15 protein-coding genes are annotated in these 16,140 nt (G+C 67.4%); all 15 read left to right on the top strand.

Going from position 1 to position 16,140, the window contains the following annotated elements; all coding sequences use genetic code 11:
* Nucleotides 1-60 precede the first annotated feature (60 nt).
* The gene (locus GT613_RS03970; protein WP_009304518.1) at nt 61-1,695 is read left to right on the top strand and encodes a DAK2 domain-containing protein; all 1,635 of its coding nucleotides are present in this window, start codon (nt 61-63) and stop codon (nt 1,693-1,695) included.
* Nucleotides 1,688-3,892: an ATP-dependent DNA helicase RecG gene (locus GT613_RS03975; RefSeq protein ID WP_009304517.1), complete on the top strand. Its 2,205-nt coding sequence runs from the start codon at nt 1,688-1,690 to the stop codon at nt 3,890-3,892. The genes GT613_RS03970 and GT613_RS03975 overlap by 8 nt, the downstream gene beginning before the upstream one ends.
* Nucleotides 3,893-3,898: 6 nt before the next feature.
* Nucleotides 3,899-4,492: a 16S rRNA (guanine(966)-N(2))-methyltransferase RsmD gene (gene rsmD / locus GT613_RS03980; RefSeq protein WP_009608378.1), complete on the top strand. Its 594-nt coding sequence runs from the start codon at nt 3,899-3,901 to the stop codon at nt 4,490-4,492.
* A 26-nt stretch (nt 4,493-4,518) separates the two neighbouring features.
* Nucleotides 4,519-5,001, top strand: a complete 483-nt coding sequence (coaD, locus tag GT613_RS03985; RefSeq protein WP_009304514.1) for a pantetheine-phosphate adenylyltransferase — start codon at nt 4,519-4,521, stop codon at nt 4,999-5,001.
* Between the two features lie 186 nt (nt 5,002-5,187).
* Nucleotides 5,188-5,661: a hypothetical protein gene (locus GT613_RS03990; RefSeq protein ID WP_009304513.1), complete on the top strand. Its 474-nt coding sequence runs from the start codon at nt 5,188-5,190 to the stop codon at nt 5,659-5,661.
* Nucleotides 5,662-6,219, top strand: a complete 558-nt coding sequence (locus tag GT613_RS03995) for a DUF177 domain-containing protein (protein ID WP_015760540.1) — start codon at nt 5,662-5,664, stop codon at nt 6,217-6,219.
* A 133-nt stretch (nt 6,220-6,352) separates the two neighbouring features.
* Nucleotides 6,353-6,724 carry a GntR family transcriptional regulator gene (locus GT613_RS04000; RefSeq protein ID WP_009304511.1) on the top strand — a complete coding sequence of 124 codons (372 nt, stop codon included), beginning with the start codon at nt 6,353-6,355 and terminating at the stop codon, nt 6,722-6,724.
* Complete coding sequence (locus GT613_RS04005; protein ID WP_009304510.1) at nt 6,717-7,580, top strand: ABC transporter ATP-binding protein; 864 nt, start codon at nt 6,717-6,719, stop codon at nt 7,578-7,580. The genes GT613_RS04000 and GT613_RS04005 overlap by 8 nt, the downstream gene beginning before the upstream one ends.
* Complete coding sequence (locus tag GT613_RS04010) at nt 7,577-8,284, top strand: hypothetical protein (protein WP_009304509.1); 708 nt, start codon at nt 7,577-7,579, stop codon at nt 8,282-8,284. The genes GT613_RS04005 and GT613_RS04010 overlap by 4 nt, the downstream gene beginning before the upstream one ends.
* 363 nt (nt 8,285-8,647) lie before the next feature.
* Nucleotides 8,648-9,829: a chloride channel protein gene (locus tag GT613_RS04015; protein ID WP_009608393.1), complete on the top strand. Its 1,182-nt coding sequence runs from the start codon at nt 8,648-8,650 to the stop codon at nt 9,827-9,829.
* Nucleotides 9,830-9,936: 107 nt separating this feature from the next.
* Nucleotides 9,937-11,856, top strand: coding sequence for an ABC transporter ATP-binding protein (locus GT613_RS04020; RefSeq protein WP_041691625.1), 1,920 nt, complete (start codon nt 9,937-9,939; stop codon nt 11,854-11,856).
* Between the two features lie 140 nt (nt 11,857-11,996).
* Nucleotides 11,997-12,176: a 50S ribosomal protein L32 gene (gene rpmF, locus GT613_RS04025; protein ID WP_009304505.1), complete on the top strand. Its 180-nt coding sequence runs from the start codon at nt 11,997-11,999 to the stop codon at nt 12,174-12,176.
* A 294-nt stretch (nt 12,177-12,470) separates the two neighbouring features.
* On the top strand, nt 12,471-13,493 hold the full coding sequence (plsX, locus tag GT613_RS04030; RefSeq protein ID WP_009608356.1) for a phosphate acyltransferase PlsX: 1,023 nt from the start codon (nt 12,471-12,473) through the stop codon (nt 13,491-13,493).
* Nucleotides 13,494-13,565: 72 nt separating this feature from the next.
* Nucleotides 13,566-14,411: a ribonuclease III gene (gene rnc, locus GT613_RS04035; protein ID WP_009304503.1), complete on the top strand. Its 846-nt coding sequence runs from the start codon at nt 13,566-13,568 to the stop codon at nt 14,409-14,411.
* Nucleotides 14,412-14,418: 7 nt separating this feature from the next.
* A partial coding sequence (locus tag GT613_RS04040) for a chromosome segregation SMC family protein (RefSeq protein ID WP_161172509.1) occupies nt 14,419-16,140 on the top strand: 1,722 nt, incomplete at its 3' end.

Below are 16,140 nucleotides of genomic sequence, written 5' to 3' on the forward strand. Positions count from 1 at the left end.
CCGCCCGGAGAGAGGGGCGAAGGCGCTCTGCGGCATAACGTTTAAGGAGAATAGATCAGCATGCCAGAACCCTATACCGCGAACGACCTGCTCAACGCCATCGCCGTCGCGAGCAAGACCCTGAGCGAGCGCAAGGACGAGATCAACCGTCTGAACGTGTTCCCGGTGCCCGACGGCGACACGGGCACGAACATGTCGCTGACGCTGGAGACGGTCGTCGAGAACCTGGCCAACCTGCCCATCGGGGCGGCCGGCGCGGAAATTCGCAAGGCGATCACGACCGGCGCGCTCATGGGCGCACGCGGAAACTCCGGTGTCATTACCTCGCAAATTTTGCGCGGCCTGTGCGAGGGCAGCGTAGGCCATGACGAGCTGAACGCCGACAGCATCGACGCGGCGTTCGCGAAATCGCAGGAAGTGGCGTTCCAGGCCGTCCGCAAGCCGGTCGAGGGCACCATCCTCACCGTGCTGCGCGACAGCGCCGCCGCCGCGAAGCACGCCCGTAAGAAGAAGATGGGCTGCGACGAGGCGCTGGCCTACGTGGTGGAGGAGGCCTACGCCTCCGTGCAGCGCACGCCCGACCTGCTGCCCGTGCTCAAGGAGAACGGCGTGGTGGACGCGGGCGGCTTCGGCCTGGCCATCTTCTTCGACGCGTTCGTCTCAGCGCTGCTGGGCAAGGAAGGCCCCATGGTGGACGAGCTGGCGTTCGCGCGCGGCACGGCGCCGAAGGTGGAGATCGAGCAGATCAACGACTGGGAGGGGTCGGCGTACCGCTACTGCACCGAGTTCCTCGTGCATTCCGACACGGTGGACGTGGACGCGGCCAAGGACTTCCTGCCCACGATGGGCGACTGCGACCTCATGGTGGGCATGCACCCCAACTTCAAGGTGCACGTGCACTCGAACCGCCCCGACCAGGTGCTGGGCTGGTTCCTCACGCACGATGCGCAGATCTCCGAGGTGCACATCCACAACATGCAGCAGCAGAGCGCCGCGCGCACCGACGCGCTGGCCGCCGAGCAGGGGGAGGCGCCCAAGCCGCTCGGATTCGTGGCCGTGGCCGCGGGCGAGGGCAACGCGAAGATCCTCAAGAGCCTGGGCGTGGACGTGGTGGTGTCCGGCGGGCAGACCATGAACCCGTCCACGAAGGACCTGCTTGATGCGGCGGGTCAGGTGAACGCCGACGCCGTCATCATCCTGCCCAACAACAAGAACATCATCATGGCCGCCCAGAGCGCCTGCGAGCTGGCCGAGACGCCGTGCGCCGTGGTTCCCACGAGAAGCGTGCCCGAGGCGTTCGCCGCCCTGTTCGGTTTCGACGAGGGCGCCAGCCTCGAAGAGAACGTCGAGTCGATGACCGAGGCCTACGCCGACGTGAAGACCGGCGAGGTGACCGTGGCAATCAAGGATTCCAAGGACGCGCACGACAACCCCATCAAGGAGGGCGACGTCATCGGCATCGCCGACGGGGCCATCGAGGCCGTGGGCTCCACGACCGAGGACGTGGTCATGGCGCTGCTCGGCACGATGGAGGCCGAAGACGCCGACACGCTCACCATCCTGGCGGGCGAGGATATGGGGGATGACGCCTTCGACGCGCTGATCGCGCGCATCGAGGATGCTTACGACGACCTCGAGATCGACGCCCACCGCGGCGACCAGCCCTTGTACCCGGTGGTCATGTCAGTTGAATAACGACCGGCCCGACAGACTGGCAGCAACGCTCGCGCTCGACGAATCGGTCGGGCGCGTTCGTTTGGTGAGCCCGGCGCGCGCTCGCGCGCTCGACGGGCTCGGCATCCGCACGGTGCGCGACCTGGCCACGCACTTCCCGCGGCGCTACATCGACCTCTCGCGCAAGGCAACCGTGGCCGCTGGGGTCATCGGCGAGCAGTGCACCGTCGAAGGCGCGGTGCACGAGATCAAGCTCAAGAAGCCCAAGCCGCGCCTCACGCTCGTTGAGCTGTCGCTCGTGGACGGCACGGGCGTGCTCATGGTGACGTGCTTTCGTCAGCCATGGCTCATGGACCAGGTGAAGCCCGGCATGCGCATCGCGGTGGCGGGCAAGCTGGAATTCAACTACGGCTTCAAGCGCATGACGAACCCGTATCTGGAAGTCCTCGACGGCGAAGGGGCGGCCGAGGGCATGATCATCCCCGTGCATCCCGCTTGCGAGAAGATATCCGCTGCGTGGATGCGACGGCTCGTGGGAAACGCGTTGGAGGCCGTATGCGGGCTGCATGATCCGCTGCCGCTCGAGCTGCGTGCGAAGTACCGCCTGATGAGCCGCGGCGCGGCGCTGTCGTGCATCCACTTCCCGCATGCGATGGACGAAGTGGCCGAGGCGCGCCGCCGCCTCGTGTACGAGGAGCTGCTGCTGCTCGAGCTGATGCTCATGCGCGAGTCGCGCGAGCGCACGGACGGGTGCGAACCGGTCGTCCACGCGGTGGACGGGCCGCGCATGGCGGCGCTCGCCGAGGCGGTGCCCTTCCGGCTTACCGACGAGCAGGAGGAGGCCAAGCGCGACATCCTCGCCGCCCTCGCTGCGCCGCAAACGGCGAACCACCTGCTGCTGGGCGACGTGGGCACCGGCAAGACCGTCGTCGCCGCCTTCGCGCTCGCGGCGGCCGCGGACACGGGTGCGCAGGCTCTGCTCATGGCTCCCACCGAGGTGCTCGCGCGCCAGCACGGCAAGAGTCTGGGGCCGCTGTTCGATGCCGCCGGCATCTCCTGGGCGGTGCTGACCGGCTCCACGCCCTCGGCCGAACGCGAGGCCGTCCTCGCGCGCGTGGCGGAGGGCTCGGTGGACGTGCTCATCGGCACGCACGCGCTGCTCGAGGACGATGTGGCGCCCAGGCGGCTCAGCCTCGTGGTCATCGACGAGCAGCAGCGCTTCGGCGTGGAGCAGCGCGCCAAGCTGCTGGCGAAGGGCGATGCGCCCGACGCGCTGTACCTCACGGCCACGCCCATCCCGCGCTCGCTGGCGCTGGCGCTGTTCGGCAACCTGACCTTGTCCTACCTCAAGCACCGACCGCACGACGCGGCGCAGCGCGCCACGTTCGTGCATCAGAAGGCCGACCGCGGCCATGCCTACGACGCCGCCCGCGCGGCGCTCGCGCGCGGCGAGCAGGTGTACGTGGTGTGCCCCCTCATCGGCCAGGATAGCGGCGAGCGCGACGCGAAGGCGGCGGACGGCGGAAGCGGCGGACGGCGGCGCGAGGCGGACGAGGAGGCCTACGAGTACGCCGCCATCAGCATCGAGACCGATGACGACCTGGAGGGCGACGACGTGGCGGCCGCCGCGAAAGAGGCGTCCTACTTGCAGGGAACCGTGTTCGCCGATTATCGGGTCGAGCTTTTGCACGGGCGCATGCCCGCTTCCGAGAAGCAGGCCGTCATGCAGCGCTTCCGCGACAACGAGACGCAAGTGCTCGTGGCCACGACGGTTATCGAGGTGGGTGTGGACGTGCCCAACGCCACGGTCATGATCGTTGAAGACGCCGACCGCTTCGGATTGTCGCAGCTGCACCAGCTGCGCGGCCGCGTCGGCCGCGGCGAGAAAGCCGCCGAGGTGCATCTCGTGTCGGCCTCGAAGTCCGACGCCGCCCTTACGCGCCTGTCCGCGATGGTCGACACCGACGACGGCTTCGAGCTGGCCAGCTACGACTTGTCGCTGCGCCGCGAGGGCGATATCCTGGGCAACCGGCAGCACGGCGCGTCGGGCCTCAAGCTGGTGAACGTCATGCGCGACGGCGCGGTGATCGAGGCCGCGCACGCCGACGCGGCGGCCATCCTGGAAGAGGATCCGAACCTGGAACTGCCCGCGCACCGCGCGCTTGCGCGCGAGGTGCGCATCGTGTACGCCAACGACCACGTGGCGCAAGGAGGCTGATACGCAATGAGGATCATCGCAGGCGAGTTTCGCGGGCGCACGCTCAAGGCGCCGAAGGGGGAGGGCACCCGCCCCACCACCGACCGCGTGCGCGAGGCCATGATGAGCACGGTGCACAGCGCGCGCGGCGGATTCGACGACGCGGTGGTGCTCGACGCGTTCGCAGGGTCGGGCGCGCTCGGCCTGGAGGCGCTCAGCCGCGGGGCGCGCAGCGTCCAGTTCTGCGAGCGCGGGGGCGAGGCGCTGCGGGCGCTCAACGCGAACGTGAGGCTGCTCGGGCTCGACGCGCGCCGCGCGCGCGTGCGCAAGGGCGACGTGCTGAAGGACGTGCCCTACGCGCGTCCACCGTTCGACCTCGTGTTCCTCGACCCGCCGTACGCATGCGCCGCCGCCGAGGTGCTCGGGCTCGTCGTCGCGTTGCGCACGCGCGCGGCGCTGTCCGACGATGCCATCGTGGTGTACGAGCATGCCTCGGCGGCGAACGACGAGGTGGAGGAAGCGGCAAAAGCGCGCGATTTGTCTATTGCGCAGCGCAAGAAGTACGGGGATACTGTCGTGGACGTGCTGCGCGCTACAGCGCTGCACGATGCGATCGACTGAAACCAAGAAGGAACGGAAAGCCTTACATGAAACGTGCACTGACGCCCGGAACGTTCGATCCTATCACGAGCGGACACCTCGATGTCATCACCCGAGCAGCGCAGCTGGTGGACGAGGTCGTCGTCGCCGTGGCGGCCTCGCCGAAGAAGAAGCCCCTGTTCTCCCTCGAAGAACGTGCCGAGCTGGTACGTCGGGCGACGAGCCATCTGCCCAACGTCCGCGTCGAACCGTTCGACGAGCTGCTCGTCGACCTTGCGGCGAAGCTCGACGCCACCGTGGTCATCAAGGGCCTGCGCGCAATCACCGACTTCGAGTACGAGTTTCAAATGACCGCGCTCAACTACCAGCTGAACCAGGAGCTGGAGACGTTGTTCATCATGTCGCCGCCGCAGTACATGTATCTGTCGTCGTCTATCGTGCGCGAGATCGCGAGCCTGCACGGCGACGTGGCGCAGTTCGTTCCCGCATGCGTGAACGAGGCGTTGCTGAAGAAGTTCGGCGACGCGTAGAAACTGCCCGTTAGCAGGTCACGGTTTCGCGTCGGCGCGGTTCCGACCGGGTAAAATGTGCGCGCTTTGTGCATTGGAGGTTGGCTTTCCCAACAGACATGCTAGAATATTGCGACGCATGCACGCGAGGATACCCGTGCGCGCCAACGCAGATGAAACGCAGCACGCCTGGGTGGAAGGACAATCATGGACGAAACAGGAGTCTTGGGGCTGTTGGAAGAGCTCTCGATTCTGCTTGAGGACTCTAAGCCGGTTTTCGGCAAGGGCAACATGCGCCAGGTCGACATCGCCGCGGCGTTCGAGATCATGGATGAGATCCGCGACACGTTCCCCAGCGAGTTCGCTCAGGCCCGTCAGATCGTTCGCGAGCGCCAGAGCTTGCTCGACGATGCCGAGGCCGAGGCCAACCGCATGATCGAGGATGCACGCAGCCAGGCCATGACCATCGCCAGCGAGCAGGAGATCGTCCGCATCTCCCAGCAGCAGGCCGACCAGGTGCTCTCCGACGCCCGCGAGCTGGAGCGCCAGACCCGTGCCGGCGCCGAGGACTACGCCGACGAGGTGTTCGGCCATGTCGAGCAGAGCCTCGATACGCTGCTCAACAACGTGCGGCGCTGCCGTGATCGCTTGAACGCCAATTCTTTGGCCTCGGGGCGCTAAATGGACGCGCTCCGCATCCAGGTACCCCACGAGCTCTTCGCTCCGGCGGAGAGTTCTCATTTTGAAGGCTCGATCGCCATCCCCGTTATGAAGGCCGGCCCGGATCTGTACGATTTCGCGGGGCCGCTTGCCTGGCAAGCGGACATCTCCAACACCGGCGACGCGCTCCTGGTCACCGGCACGGTTGAAGGCGAGGCCAAAACGGCTTGCGCGCGCTGCCTCGACGAGGTTTCGTTCCCGGTGACGGGCGAGATCGAAGGCTATTTTCTGCTCGACGAGACGAAGGCTGCGCCCGAGGATATGGACGAGGACGAGTTCGACGTGCTGCCCGCCGACAAAGTCATTGACCTGGAACCGCTCATCACCGCGGCGCTGCTGCTGGAGTTTCCTCTGATCCCCTTGTGCGACGAGGAGTGCAAGGGCCTCTGCCCCCAGTGCGGCGCGAACCTGAACGAGGGTCCCTGCGGCTGCGAGCCCGCCGCAGACGACGATGACGACATGCCGCCGAACCCCTTCGCCGCGCTCAAGGACTTTCCCTTCGACGAGCCGCAGAACTAGCTTCGCACGACCGAACGCCCGCCCTTCACGGCGGGCGTTCTTTTTTTTTTCTCTCCTTGACAACCCGTCGTGCGCTCTCTAGAATGCTAGTTAGTTACTCAAGTAACTAACTAGCAGAGAGGAGGCGCGCCGCATGAACATCGACCCGGGAAGCGACGTCCCCTTGTTCGTCCAGATCGCCGAGGGTATCGAGGAGGATATCTTCACCGGCTCGTACGCCGAGGGAGACCGCATCCCGTCGACCAACGAGCTGTCCGCGCTTTTGGGCATCAATCCGCACACCGTCCTCAAAGGCATGAACATCCTCGTGGACGAGGGCATCATCTACAAGAGAAGGGGGATGGGCATGTACGTGCAGACGGGAGCCGGCGAGAAGGTGCGCGCCAAGCGCCGAAACGCGTTCGACGAGCGGTTCGTGCAAGCGCTTGTCGCCGAGGCGAAGAAGCTCGGCCTGACGAAACAGCAGGTCGTCGACCTGGTGGAGAAAGGATACGACCATGCGTGAGATACGCGTCGACCATGTGTCGAAGTCGTTCGGCAAGGCGAAGGCGCTCGACGACGTGTCGCTGTCCTTCGAGCACGGGAAGATCCATGCGCTGCTCGGACGCAACGGGGCGGGAAAGTCGACGCTGCTCGGCCTCATCGCGAACCGCCTGGTTCCCACGAGCGGCCGCATCTTCGTGGACGGCGAGCCCGCCGCCGACAACGCGCGAGCCTTGGCCAAGCTGTACTGCATGAACGACAAGAAGATGTATCCCGAGAACCTGCGCCTCGACAACCTGTTCAAGGAGATGGGGCGCTTCTACGAGGGATTCGACCGGACGGCCGCTGCGGGCTTTGCCGAGGCGTTCGGGCTGGACCTGCGCAAGAAGATCGGATCGCTGTCCACGGGCTACCGCTCCATCTACCAGCTGGTCGTCGGGCTGTCGCTGGACGTGGACTACCTGCTGCTCGACGAGCCGGTGCTGGGCTTGGACGCCAATCATCGCGAGCTGTTCTACAAGCTGCTGCTGGACGATTACCTGGAGAAGCAGCGCACGGTGATCATCGCCACGCACCTCATCGAGGAGGTGGCGAACCTCGTGGAGCAGGTGACCATCGTCGACCGCGGACGGGTGCTGCTGGCCTCGTCGGCCGAGGAGCTGCGCGCGAGCGGCTACAGCGTGTCGGGGCGCACGGCGGACGTGGCCGCCTACTGCGCGGGGATGGAGGTGCTCGACGTGGAGGAGCTGGGCGGCTTGAGCGTGGCGTACGTGCAGGGCAAGCCCGACGCGGCGCGCCTGAACGAGCGGCTGGACGTCGCGCCGCTCAACCTGCAGAAGCTGTTCGTGAAACTGACCGAGAAGGAGGAAGCGCGATGAGGAAGTTCAAGGCGATCGTCCGCTATCAGATGGCCGACATCCTGTTCTCGATGAGCGTGTTCTTCATCGTGTTCGCGGTCTGCTTCGGGCTCGGGTGGGCGATCATCGCATTCGCCGGCGAAGGGGGCACGCCGTTCAAGGGCATGTACCTGTGGATGTGCGTGTTTCTGGGTCTGTGCGGCGGCATATCGTATTCCATCGACTTCAAGTTCGCGCTGCAATGCGGCGTGACCCGCGCCCAGGCGTATCTGAGCACCGCGCTGTCGTTCGGCGTGGTGGCGCTCGTCTTCGCCCTGGTCGACCAGCTGCTTTTGGCGGTGCTGCCCCTGTGGGGCGAGCAGTCGATAGTCGCGCTGTACGGCGAGGGCTACGGGCCGGGGCTTCTCGGCTTCGCCTGGACGCTCGCGTTCAACCTGGCCATCGTGTTTCTGTCCTACGCGCTGGTGGTGCTGCACGGACGCGTGGGGAAGGCTCCGTTCTTGCTGGGGCTTCTGGCGTTCGGCCTCCTGGCGTTCGTGCTGGTGCCCACCGTCTTCCAGGTGGTGCCGGGCGCGGCCGACGCTGCAGGGGCGGTTCTTCTCCCTGCGCTCGGGTTCACGGCTCAGGGGATCGTCCTGGCGAACCCCATCGTGCTGTTCGCCGTCGTCGCCGTGCTGTCGGCGCTCGCCGCCTACCTGCTGACGCGCCGCGCGGAAGTGCGCTGACGCCTGCTTCCGACGCTCCCGATAACGCATCTTCGCTCCGAAAACACGCTCCAGACGCTGAGGCGTGTTTTTCGGGCGAAGATGCGCTTCCCGACCCGCCGCGGCGCGCCGGCAACGCAGCGGCTAACGGAGCGCGACGGTGCGGCAACCTCCTCCCGCCGCGCCCGTCCTTCCACACGACGGCTCCGTACCATGGAGCGGATGTGCAAGCATTCGGAGCATGACGGGAGGCGAGGCGCGCGTGGATGCACGCAACGATCGGCGGGAGGGACCTTCGCGCGACGGCCGTACGGCCCTCGGGCGGCTCTCGCGGCGTGCGTCGTTCGTCCTCGTTGCGGGCGCAGCGGGCGCCCCTCGTCCATCGTGCTCACTCTGTCCACGGGGTTCGCGCAAAGCCTTCCGGCCCGTTTTCCCTGGCTGCTGCTGGCGCTGCCGGTCCTCGGCGCGCTGTCCGTGGGGCTGTATCGTCTGCTGCGCCTGCCCGCGGCCCTGACCACCGAAGGCGTCGTCGACGAGCTGCGCGCGGGCCGTCGCGTCCCGGGAAGCCTTACGGTCGGGATACTGGGCGGCAGCTGCCTTACGCTGCTGGGCGGCGGCTCGGTCGGCATGGAGGCGGGCGCGCTGCAGATGGGCGCGTCGACGGGCTCCGTGCTGGGCCGCGCGTTCAAGCTGCCGCCCGCGCGCGGCCGCGACGGCGCTTCCGACGGCTATCCGGGCGCCATCGGCATGGCCGCGGCGTTCAGCGCCCTGTTCTTCGCCCCGTTGGGGTCGTGCATGTTCGTGCTGGAGCTCGTGCGCTTCGACCGCGCGGTGCTGCGGCATGCGCCCGCCATGCTGGCAGCCGCCCTCGTCGCCTACGCCATCGCCCGCGCCGTCGGCATCGGCGACCATATCCCGCGGGTGGCGCTGCCCGGCCTTTCGTGGGCCGTCGCCGCGCACTGCCTGCTGGTGGGCCTGTGCTGCGCCGTGGGCGGCGCGCTGTTCGCCGCCTGTCTGCGCGCGCTGCGCCGCGCGTGGCGCCGCCGGGCAAAGGCTCGTCCGTTCGCGCTGGTGGCCGTGGGCGGCCTTGCGTTCGCGGGTATCGTGCTGGCATGCGGCTGGCAGGCGTTCCAGGGCACGGGCATGGGCCTTCTGCGCGGGGCGCTTGCGGGAAGCGCCGCTCCGGCCGACTTCGCCGTGAAGGCGGGGCTCACCGTGCTCGTGCTCGGCTTCGGCTTCAAGGGCGGCGAGATCATGCCCATGTTCTCCATCGGAGCGCTGCTGGGCTGCTCGCTGGGGCTGGCCACGGGCGCGCCGGCGGGATTCTCGGCCGCGCTCGGCATGGCGGCGTTCTTCGCGGCCGCCGGCCGCTGCCCGCTGACGGCGCTGCTCATGGGCGCCGAGATATTCGGCTGGGCGTCGCTTCCGTTTCTGCTGATAGCGGTGGCTGCGGCGTACGCCGGCAGCTACGACGTGGGCGTGTTCGGCCGCGGCGCGGCAAGCGAGCTCGCGCGCGTGCGCCGGCGTGCGCGGCGCGACGAGCCGTCGCTCGAGGAGGATCGATGAGGATGCGCGAGAACGAGCGGCAACCGCGGCGCCGCGTTTACGCGAAGCCCGTGAAGCGCCGGGCCCCGCGCCGATTCGAGGCGCTCGGGGCTCGAAGGAGCGGTACAATGTGGGGCATGGAAACCCTGAAAAAGCTCAAGCAGAAGGCGGGCTCGCGCGAAACCGAGCCGTCCGCCGGCGCGGCGCCTGCGCAAGGCGCCGCGTCCTCGACCGCCCCGGACGCGAGCCCGGTCTCGGCGCGTCAGGTGCTCGCGAAGTTCGCGAGCTATTATAGACCCTATACCTTCCTGTTCGTGTTCGATCTCGTGTGCGCGACGGTGCTGGCCTGCGTCGACTTGGCGTTCCCCCAGTTCCTGAGCTTCTTCACGAAGGACTTCTTCCAAAGTTCGCCTGAGGCTATCATCGGCTCGCTTTGGTGGATCGCGCTCTTGTTCGTCGTGCTGTACGGCGTGCGCACGGCCTGCCAGTACTTCATCACCAGCTGGGGTCACATCATGGGCGCGCGCATGGAGGCCGACATGCGTATGGACCTGTTCAAGCAGTACCAGCGCCTGAGCTTCTCCTATTACGATCGCAACAACACCGGCGAGATGATGAGCAAGCTGGTCACCGACCTGTTCGACATCTCGGAGCTGGCCCATCACGGGCCGGAGAACCTGTTCATCTGCATCCTCAAGATCGTGGGCTCGTTCGCGCTGCTGTTCCTGATCAACGTGCCGCTGACCGCCATCATGCTGGTGGCGACGCTGCTTCTGGCCGCGTACTCGTTCTGGCGCAACTACCAGAAGCGCGTCATCTTCACCGAGAACCGCAAGAAGATGGCCGACATCAACGCGCGCCTGCAGGACTCGCTCGGCGGCATCCGCGTGGTGAAGTCGTTCGGCAACGAGCCGGTGGAGATCAAGAAGTTCGACCGCACGAACGCCCGCTTCGTGGCCACGAAGGAGAGCTCGTACAGGTTCATGGGGTCGTTTCATGCGGTGAACTCGCTGTTCATCGGCGTGCTGTACACGGTTACCATCGTGGGCGGCGGCTACTTCGTGGCCACGGGCGGCCTTGCGGTGTCGGATCTGGCCATCTACGCGCTGTACATCGGCATCTTCATCTCGCCCATCGAGCAGCTCATCAACTTCGTCGAGACGTTCCAGAAGGGCTACGCCGGGTTCCGCCGCTTCATGGAGGTGCTGGCCGTGCGACCCGACATCGCCGACGCGCCCGACGCGGTGGACCTGGGCGCCGCCGAGCGCGCCCGCTGCGGCGGCCCGGATGGGCACGTGGCCGGCGAGGTGCGCTACCGCGACGTGCATTTCAGCTACGACGGCGTCCACGAGGTGCTGCGCGGGCTGGACCTGGCCATCCCGGCGGGCGCGACGGTGGCGCTCGTGGGGCCGTCGGGAGGCGGCAAGACCACCACGTGCTCGCTCTTGCCCCGCTTCTACGATCCGGAGCGCGGCTCGGTGGAGATCGACGGCATCGATATCCGCGCCGTCACCGTGGAGTCGCTGCGCGACGCCATCGGCATCGTGCAGCAGGACGTGTACCTGTTCGGCGGCACCATCCGCGACAACATCGCCTACGGGCGCCCCGACGCCACGACGGCCGAGATCGTGGAGGCGGCGAAGCGCGCCAACATCGACGCATTCGTGCGCGGGCTGTCCGACGGCTACGACACCTACGTGGGCGAGCGCGGGGCTCGCCTGTCCGGCGGGCAGAAGCAGCGCATCGCCATCGCGCGCGTGTTCCTGAAGGACCCGCGCATCCTCATCCTCGACGAGGCCACGAGCGCGCTGGACAACGAGAGCGAGCGGGCCATCCAGAAGTCGCTCGAGGAGCTGTCCGCCGGGCGCACGACGCTCGTCATCGCGCACCGCCTGTCCACCATACGCGGCGCCGACCTCATCGCGGTGGTGGAGGACGGGCGCGTGGCCGAGCGCGGCACGCACGAGCAACTGTTGGCCCTCGGCGGCACCTACGCCCACTATTATGAAATGCAGTTCGGCCCGGTGGAGCAGGGCGCGGTTTTGTGAAACCTGGGTGCGGATTGGATTTTGCGGGTGATCGGGGCTTGCGGCGCGGGTTCTCGTTTGGTACTATACCGTTTCGCGTGTTTACTTAAGCGAGAACGAGCGATCGTGATCGCTCGGCTTAAAGAAGGAGATAGAGAATCATGGCAGTACCTAAGCGCAAAATGGGCCGTGCCCGCACCCACGCCCGTCGCAGCACCAACGACAAGATCGCGGCGCCCTCGCGTTCCGTGTGCCCGCAGTGCGGCGAGGTCAAGCTTCCGCATCGCGTGTGCCCGAACTGCGGCTTCTACAAGAACCGCGAAGTTATCGAGACGGAGTAGCGTACCGCTCATGCGCGCGCGTTCTGCCGCCGCGCATTGACAAGCCTCCTCGCACATCGCGCTTCGCGTGCGATGCGCCGGGAGGCTTTTCTTGCATTCCGCCGTTCTGCGAACGGTGGAACCGCTCGACACTGCGAGGCTTTGATGCACCTGATCTTGCCCTTGCGCGTTTCCTCTTCGCGTATCGAAGCATGCTTCCTCGAAGGGGTCGGCGCTGCGCCGCGTCTGCGCTGGCGCAATATCAGGTACCTCAAAGCCTCTCGCTGACCGATACGCGAGAGTGAGGTTTTCGATATGTCTGACGAAAAGGTCGTTGTTGCCGTCGATGCCATGGGGGGCGACGATGCTCCCGGCGTGGTGCTCGACGGCGTCGCCCAGGCGCTTGCCTCCGACCCTGCCCTCGAGATCGTCCTGTGCGGGCCTGCCGACGTGGTGGAGCCGTTCGCCGCCGCCCACGAGCGCTGCACGCCGCAGGCATGCAGCGAGGTCATCGCCATGGCGGAGCATCCGGCGAACGCCGTGCGCAAGAAGAAGGACTCGTCCATCGTCGTGGGCTGCCGCCTCGTGAAGGAGGGCGCGGCGCAAGGCTTCTTCTCTGCCGGGTCAACCGGTGCCTGCCTGGCCGCAGGCACGTTGGTGATGGGTCGCATCAAGGGCGTCGCCCGCCCTGCGCTGGCCACGGTCATCCCGTCGCCCGTGCGACCCGTCGTCATGTGCGACATCGGGGCGAACGCCGACTGCAAACCCGAGTACCTCGTACAGTTCGGCCAGATGGCGTCGATCTACGCGGAGAAGGTTATCGGCATCGAGCATCCTCGCGCCGCGCTGCTCAACATCGGCGAGGAGGACACGAAGGGCTCGCAGTTCGCGCAAGAAGCGCACGGCCTGCTGAGGGAGCGGCTGTCGAACTTCGCAGGCAACGCGGAGGGCTCCGATATCCTTCCTGCGAACTTCGACGTCATCATCACCGACGGCTTCACGGGCAACGTATGCCTGAAGACCATCGAGGGCACGTCGAAGACCCTGTTCAAGACGCTCAAGAGCATCATGATGTCCACGCCGCTCACGAAGCTGGGCGCTCTGGCCATAAAAGGAGGCTTGAAGCAGCTCATGGCGCAGGTGAGCCCCGATACGTACGGCGGCGCCCCTCTTCTGGGCGTGAAGGGCGCGCTTCTGGTGGGGCACGGCTCGTCCAACGCGCTGGCGGTGAAGAACGGCGTGCTGACCACGGCTCGCATCGCGCGAACCGGCGTATCTGATATAATCGCGCAAACGGTGGCAACGCCCTGCGCCGCCGAAGCGACGGAGGGCGAGTAGGCCATGCCCGATCAATCGTGGAGCCCTTCCCCTGCACCTCGTCAGCAGCCTGAACGAAAGCCCGAGCATGCCATGACCTTCACCGATGAACAGCAGAGAAAACTGGCGGTAGCGCAGGAAATCCTCGGCTACCGTTTCGCGGACGAGCAGCTGCTGCTTTCGGCTATCACGCATCCTTCCGCCACCGAGGGCAAATCGGTCAAGTACTCCTATGAACGCCTCGAGTTCCTGGGCGACAGCATTCTGGGCGCCATCGTGGCCACCATCGCGTTCGATCGGTTCCATGATCTGGACGAAGGCGGCCTGACCCGCATCAAGGTTGCGCTCGTGTCGGGCGCGAGCCTCTCCGACGTCGCCGAGCGACTGGGCTTCGCCGACGTCATCGTGTTCGGCTCTTCCGAGACGGGCACGGGGCGGCGCGGGCTGCATTCCGCGCTGGAGAACGTGTACGAGGCCGTGGTGGCCGCGTTGTTCTTGGACGGCGGCATCGAGGCTGCGGAGGGTTTCGTGCGCGCCACGTTGATCCCCCGCATGTCGGCCGACATGGCGCGCGAGCCCGAGAATCCCAAGAGCGCCCTGCAGGAGAAGCTGCAGGAAGACGGCATCACGCCCACGTACAAACTGGTGGAGACCCAAGGCCCGCCGCACGACCGCACGTTCGTCGCGCAGGTGTTCGCCGGCAGCCAGGGGCTTGCCCGCGGCACGGGTCGTACGAAGAAGGAAGCCGAGAGCCAGGCTGCCAAGAGCACGCTCGCCCGCCTGGGCGAGTTCTTCGGCCTGGGAGTGGACGGCGAGGCTCGCGCGGAGAAGGCCGAGGCCGCCAAACAGGCCAAGGCGGAGAAGGCTGCCGCGCGCGCCGAGGAGAAGGCCCGCAAGAAGTCCGAGCGCGAGCGCGCGAAGCAGCGCAAGCAGGGGTAGCCGTTCCATGTATCTGAAATCGCTGGTCCTCAAGGGTTTCAAATCGTTCGCCGATCGCAGCGTGCTGGCGCTCGAGCCGGGCATCATCGCCGTGGTGGGGCCGAACGGCTCGGGCAAGTCGAACATCTCGGACGCCGTGCTGTGGGTGCTGGGCGAACGCAACGCGAAGCACCTGCGCGGCCAGGCGATGGAGGACGTCATCTTCGCCGGATCGTCTGCGCGCAAGAGCGTGGGCATCGCGGAGGTGGATCTCGTGCTGGACAACTCGGACGGCACGCTGCCGGTGGACTTCGACGAGGTGGCCGTCACCAGGCGCATGTACCGCTCGGGCGAGAGCGAGTACTTGATCAACGGCGTGGTGGCGCGCCGCATGGACGTGCTCGACATCCTGCACGACTCAGGGCTGGGCACGGGGACGCACTCCATCATCTCGCAGGGCAGCTTGGACTCCATCCTGCAGTCGAAGCCGGAGGATCGCCGGGCTCTCATCGAGGAGGCCGCCGGCGTGTTGAAGCACAAGCAGCGCAAGGCGAAAAGCGAGCGCAAGCTGGCGGCCATGGACGCGCACCTGGCCCGCGTGAAGGACGTGGCCGCCGAGGTGGAGCGTCAGCTGGGGCCGCTGGAGCGCAAGGCGAAGCGCGCCCGCACCTACCAGGGGCTGGCCGACGAGCTGGCGGATCTGAGCCTGTCCCTCGCAGTGGACGACCTTCGCACGCTGCGCCGCGGGTGGGACGACGCGCTCGCGCGCGAGCGGGCGCTGGAAGCGGAGTTGGAGGAGAAGCGCGCCGCCATCGCCCAGGCCGAGGCCGCGGCCGAGGAGCTGCAGGAGAAGATCCGCCGCGAGAGCGTGGACGCGGGAGAGCTGGCCCGCCGGCACCGCCGCGCCTCTTCGGCCGTCGAGCGTTTCGACGGTGCGACGCTGCTGCTGCACGAGAAGCGCCGTGCCGCCCAGAGCTACGAGGCCGAGCTGCGCGTGACGCTTGAGGCCAATGCTGCGAAGCGCGCGCAGGCCGAAGCCGATCGCGCGCAGGCCGTCGAGCAGCTGGCCGAGGTGCAGCGCGACCGCGAGCAGGCCGATGCGAACGTGGCGCGCCTGGCCTACGAGCAGTCCGAAAACGCGCAGAAGCGCCGCTTGCTCGAGCGCGAGGCCGAGGAGCTGGAGCGCGCGAAGCGCGACGGCGAGCGTGCGCAGGAGCAGGCGCGCCGCGAGCTGGCCGAAACGCAGGAGGCGCTGACCAGCGGCCTTGCGCATGTGAAGCTGATCGAGGGTCATGGCAAGGAGCTGGAGCTGCAGCTGGAGCGCGCGAAGGGGGAGGCCGTGTCGCTCGCGGAGGCCGCGACGCAGGCCGGGCAGGCGCTCGAGGCGCTCGTCGAGGCCGAGGGCGCCGCGCGCGCCCGCGTGGGCGAGGCGTTGGGCGCGCGCGAGACGGCGCGCGGCGCGCTGGACGAGGCGCGCGACGCGGCATCGCTTCTGGCATCCGAGATCAAGGGGCTCGAAGAGGTCGAGCGCGCGAGCGCAGCCGTGGGCCCGGCGCGCGCTTGGCTTATGGATCATGCCGTCGACCTGGACGTGAACCTCGCTCCCATCGCGCACGTCGTGCGCGCCTCGGCGGGCTTCGAGGCGCTCGTGGAGCGGCTGCTGGGGGCGGACGTGTCGGCGCTGTTGGTGGACGACGCCGCGCGGGCGAACGCCGTGGCGGCGGCGCTGGCGGCGCGCGACGAGCAGGGC

This window comes from Eggerthella sp. BIOML-A4, assembly GCF_009875575.1.
Lineage (GTDB): Bacteria > Actinomycetota > Coriobacteriia > Coriobacteriales > Eggerthellaceae > Eggerthella > Eggerthella lenta.

Excerpts from the sequence above, each read along its gene's own strand:
- GT613_RS04000 (WP_009304511.1), top strand. The coding sequence starts at position 6,353 with ATGAACATCGACCCGGGAAGCGACGTCCCCTTGTTCGTCCAGATCGCC.
- GT613_RS03995 (WP_015760540.1), top strand. The coding sequence starts at position 5,662 with ATGGACGCGCTCCGCATCCAGGTACCCCACGAGCTCTTCGCTCCGGCG.
- GT613_RS04005 (WP_009304510.1), top strand. The coding sequence starts at position 6,717 with ATGCGTGAGATACGCGTCGACCATGTGTCGAAGTCGTTCGGCAAGGCG.
- rpmF (WP_009304505.1), top strand. The coding sequence starts at position 11,997 with ATGGCAGTACCTAAGCGCAAAATGGGCCGTGCCCGCACCCACGCCCGT.
- plsX (WP_009608356.1), top strand. The coding sequence starts at position 12,471 with ATGTCTGACGAAAAGGTCGTTGTTGCCGTCGATGCCATGGGGGGCGAC.
- rnc (WP_009304503.1), top strand. The coding sequence starts at position 13,566 with ATGACCTTCACCGATGAACAGCAGAGAAAACTGGCGGTAGCGCAGGAA.
- coaD (WP_009304514.1), top strand. The coding sequence starts at position 4,519 with ATGAAACGTGCACTGACGCCCGGAACGTTCGATCCTATCACGAGCGGA.
- GT613_RS03970 (WP_009304518.1), top strand. The coding sequence starts at position 61 with ATGCCAGAACCCTATACCGCGAACGACCTGCTCAACGCCATCGCCGTC.
- GT613_RS03990 (WP_009304513.1), top strand. The coding sequence starts at position 5,188 with ATGGACGAAACAGGAGTCTTGGGGCTGTTGGAAGAGCTCTCGATTCTG.
- GT613_RS04010 (WP_009304509.1), top strand. The coding sequence starts at position 7,577 with ATGAGGAAGTTCAAGGCGATCGTCCGCTATCAGATGGCCGACATCCTG.
- rsmD (WP_009608378.1), top strand. The coding sequence starts at position 3,899 with ATGAGGATCATCGCAGGCGAGTTTCGCGGGCGCACGCTCAAGGCGCCG.
- GT613_RS04020 (WP_041691625.1), top strand. The coding sequence starts at position 9,937 with ATGTGGGGCATGGAAACCCTGAAAAAGCTCAAGCAGAAGGCGGGCTCG.